Here is a 3,546-nt window from a genome sequence, read left to right on the forward strand (position 1 = left end):
CAGCAATAAAACCGACTGGAAAGGTGAAAAAAATGTATATTTTCTTCTTCTTCTTCTTCTTCTTCTTCTTCTTCTTCTTCTTCTTCTTCTTCTTCTATGTGCCGTATCCCTTCAGGACGTAGGCGATCATGGCTTTCCACTTCCCCCTATCTCTCGAAGCTCTCAACAGGGCTTGACTCCCCGTATCTCCCATGCCCCTTCCCATCATCCATTCGCTCAGGCCCTTCAAATATGTCGTGCGCTGCTTTCCCCTGTCTCTACCTCCCTCTATCCGTCCTGTGAGTATCAGGTTTTCCAGACCCTCCTTTCTCATTACATGTCCCAGGAACTTCAGCTGTCTCTTTCTGATATCAAGCATGAGTCTTCTTTTTGTTTGCATCCTACGCAGAACCTCGTAGTTGCTCACGTGTTGGGTCCATGATATCCTTAGCATCCTTCTGTAGAACCACATTTCTGTGGCCTCGAGTCTCCTCCTCATCCTTGAAGAGATCGTCCAGCTTTCGCTACCGTAAAGCAAGACGGGTATCACGTAGCAGTTCAGCACTCTTTTCTTTGTTGTCCGTGAAACTTTCCTGTCTTTAAGAATTTTGCTTAGCTTTTGGAATGCGTTCCTGGCCAACCCGATACGTGTCTTAATTTCAGCGTCGCATTTGCCATCCTCTGTGAGGACACTTCCCAGATATTTAAACTTCTGCACCTGCTTGATCCTGGTGTTCCCGACCTGTAGTGTGCATTTCTGGTTGGTCTTTTTGCTGATGACCATGCACTCTGTCTTCTTGTAGTTTATGCTCAGTCCCTTTCCAGCACTCTCTTTTGCCACCTTTTGCAGGAGTTCCTGCAGCTTTTTTTCTGTGTCGGCTATCAGTACTGTGTCGTCCGCATATCTTATGTTGTTGAGATTGTGTCCGCCAATGATGAATCCTGGTAGGTCTTCAAGTTCTCTCAGAATCGCCTCGCTGTACAAATTGAATAGATCTGGCGAGAATACGCATCCTTGCCTTACGCCTCTTTCTATTTTTGTGTATTCGCTGCATTCGTTTTCGACCCTTATGCATGCAGTTTGTTGCCAGTAGAGGTTTTTGAGTACTCTAATATCCTTTCCGAATATGTCGAGGCTACTGAGCAGTTCAAACAGTCCTTTGTGGCGCACTTTGTCGAAAGCCTTTGCGTAGTCTATGAAGCACAGGTATAATTTCTTCTGCACTTGTATTGCCCTTTCTGATAGTATTCTTAGCATGAAAATCGCGTTTCTCGTTCCGGTGTCTTTCACGAAGCCGCACTGTTCTTGTCCTATCTCTGGCCTGATTCTGCTGCGCGCTCTGTTCATTAGGATTCGTATAATGAGCTTTGTCATGTGGCTCATTAGACTGATTGTCCGGTGGAGCTCACACTCGTTGGCGCCTGGTTTCTTGGGCAGCGCTATGAAGATGGATCTGCTTAGGTCCTCTGGTATTTCCCCGCTGTTGTAGATTCCGTTTGTTATTTCCGTTAACTTTTCTATTCCGAAGTCGTCTAAGGCTGTCATCATCTCTGCAACGATTCCGTCTGGTCCTGGCGCCTTGTTTCGTTTGAGTTTGGCCAGTGCTGCTTCTACTTCCGATTTCAAGATTTCCGGTCCATCATCGATTCTATTAACTGCCGGTTGCTCCCTTTTGTCATGGAAGAGTTCTCCTATATATTCTTTCCATCGCTGAAGAATTTTTTCCTTCTCTAATATTATTGTTCCCTCCTTGGATCTTATGCAGCCGGTTGACGAGCACATCCTCTGTCCCGTTAATTCTCTTATTTGTTTGTGCATGTCTCCTTTGTTCGTGGCACTCAGTCTCTCTACTTCCTTGCATTTTTTGTTTAGCCATTCTTCCTTGGCCTTCCTGCATTTGGTCCTTATTTCCTTGTGTAGTGTCCTGTATTCTGTTCCATGTCTCGGCTTCGTTTCCCGTCTCCTCTGCATCATTTCTAGGATCTCCTCCGTGATCCATTCATTTTTCCTTTTCGGATCATTCTCCTTGGGGATGATGTCCATTGCTGCTGTCACCAGAGCTCTCTTCAGCGCGTCCCATTTCGTGTTTCCTGTTCTGTTCTGTTCTTCGTAGCAGCTTTTCACACTGTTCATATATTTTTCCTTTAGGTCCGGATCGGTAAGTAGTCTGTTGTATTGCAGTTTGGGCATCGTGTTGGGTTTCTTCAATTTCTTTAGTCTTACTTGAAGTTTGCATATGACGGGCCGGTGGTCGCTTCCGCAGTCGGCGCTTGGGTAAGTTTTGCAGTGGGTTATTGCATTTCTAAATCTTCTATTGATGGTGATATAGTCGATCTGATTTTTGATTTCTCCTCCCGGGCTCCTCCATGTCCATAAGCGTCTTGGGTGTTCTTGGAACCATGTGTTGGTTATTATCTGGTCGTTGGCCGTACACCATTGTACCCACTTCTCTCCGCGTTCGTTGCGGGTCCCTAATCCGTATTTGCCGGTGGTCTCTCCCGCTGTATCACTGCCTACTTTGGCATTCAAATCTCCCATGACGATTATGATTTCCTGAGATTTTAATTGGGCTCTAGCGTTGTCTAGTGTGGTGTAGAAGGTATCAATTTCCTCATCGTTGCTTTGGGCTGTCGGGGCGTAGACTACTATTATAGCTATATTGAATGGCGTCCCTCTCAGTTTGACTATCAGTATTCTTTCTGATAGTTGGCAATATCCTAGCACGCATCTCATATGATGTCGGTCTAATATCAGACCCACCCCTTTCTCGTTTCTCTCCCCACCTGAGTATATTATTCGGTGGTTTTCAGTGATGAAATCCCCATTGTTCCGCCATCTGGTTTCACACACTCCTAGAATGTTGATTGCCAGCCTGGACATTTCATCTTTCACATTTTGTAGTTGTCCACATTTGTTCAATGTCCTGACGTTCCAGGTGCCAAGACATACTTTCCGTTTGGTGCGTACAGTCGCAGGGTAACGGTCCGGTGACACCTGTCGCTCATGTCGTTCCTTTCCGGGCGAAGGATAGGGTGTGTGGTACTCTATCCCCTTGACGCCGTTAATGCTAGCAGTCGCAGGGTGACGGTCAGGTGACACCTGCTGCGCATGTCGATCCTTACCGGGCGAGTTGCTAATTCCCAAAGATTTAGCCCCATTCACGCCGTTAGTGTGTACAATTTTTGATCTACTAGCCATGACATTCTTGGGATTGATAGTGGAGTGGTTTCCCGTTGCCTTCTCCACGGTGGTTTATGGAGTCACCACCTCTAGTTAGCTGGCCGTTGACTCATTGAGAGTTCTTCCGCCCTCTGTTAGGATTTGTCCTAACTGGGTTGCTAACCACCCGTCGCTGAAATATTATTGTAAAATATGAGAACCAAACAATCAAAGACATTATGATCGAAGAATACCTACCCTTGTTGCATGTAAAAAAAAATACTCATACTTTTTTTTTTTCCTTCCTTTTTATTTTTCTGCTCACTTTCCTTCTCTTCCGTGCTTTCATGTTTCTCCCCCCTTTCTTTTCTTTTTAAAACTTGTGTGTATAGGAAGTATTATATGTG

Annotated in this window: 1 protein-coding gene; it reads right to left on the reverse strand. The window is 45.5% G+C overall.

Annotation, left to right across the window (positions count from 1 at the left end; translation table 11 throughout):
* Positions 1 to 94: 94 nt before the first annotated feature.
* Positions 95 to 3,178 (reverse strand): reverse transcriptase domain-containing protein, encoded by a 3,084-nt coding sequence (locus ACVFVN_RS14470; protein ID WP_456235827.1) that lies wholly within the window; start codon positions 3,176 to 3,178, stop codon positions 95 to 97.
* Between the last annotated feature and the right edge of the window lie 368 nt (positions 3,179 to 3,546).

It is taken from the genome of Soonwooa purpurea (assembly GCF_053891095.1).

Excerpts from the sequence above, each read along its gene's own strand:
- ACVFVN_RS14470 (WP_456235827.1), bottom strand. The coding sequence starts at position 3,178 with ATGGCTAGTAGATCAAAAATTGTACACACTAACGGCGTGAATGGGGCT.